Source organism: Silvimonas sp. JCM 19000 (genome assembly GCF_054652575.1).
Window position 1 is genome coordinate 1 of record NZ_BAAIHC010000068.1, and the last position, 673, is coordinate 673.

At 56.8% G+C, this 673-nt stretch carries 1 protein-coding gene; it reads right to left on the reverse strand.

Going from position 1 to position 673, the window contains the following annotated elements:
* On the reverse strand, positions 1-673 hold a 673-nt coding region (locus ACYQ1A_RS21800), incomplete at both ends, for a type II secretion system protein GspD (protein ID WP_499365823.1).

Genomic DNA, 673 nt, shown 5'->3' on the forward strand with positions numbered 1-673 from the left:
CGGCGGTGGCGCGGGTAGCGGCGTAATGACTGGCGCCTCTGCGGCCTGATTGGTCGAGTCTTGCAACGGAATGACCTGGGCTGCGCCATCCAAGCCGATTTGCGGGTTAGCCGTCGGCGCCGCATTAGCTGCGGGCGTCGGTAAACCACCGTTGGAATTGACGATGTTGACCACTGAACCAGAGCGCAAACGCAGCGGCTGCGGTGTCAGAGCGCCCTCAGTACCGCTATCAAACTGCGTGATATACGAGCTTGGCAGCGGCAGATTTCGCACCACGTGCGGGGTAATCAGCAGCACCAGTTCGGTTTTGCCTTTGGAGGTCGATTTGCTGCCAAAAATCCGATCCAGCACCGGCACTTCGCCCAAACCCGGAATGGCGCTACCGCTGATTTGATCATTGCGGCTTAATAGCCCGCCCAGGACCTGGGTTTCGCTATCACGGGAGGCCATCACGGTTTCGGCATGCCGGGTGCCGACTTGATAAACCCGCAAGCCGGTTTGCGTAGTGATGGTGTCGACGATATTGGAGACTTCCAGCGTCACTTTCATGCTGATATCGCCATCAATTGAAATCGTCGGTTCCACATTCAGCGTTAAACCCACATCCTGATAATTGACGTTTTCGCTGGTCACGCCGTTAGAGGTGGTATTGGTAATCACCGGCAAGCGATCA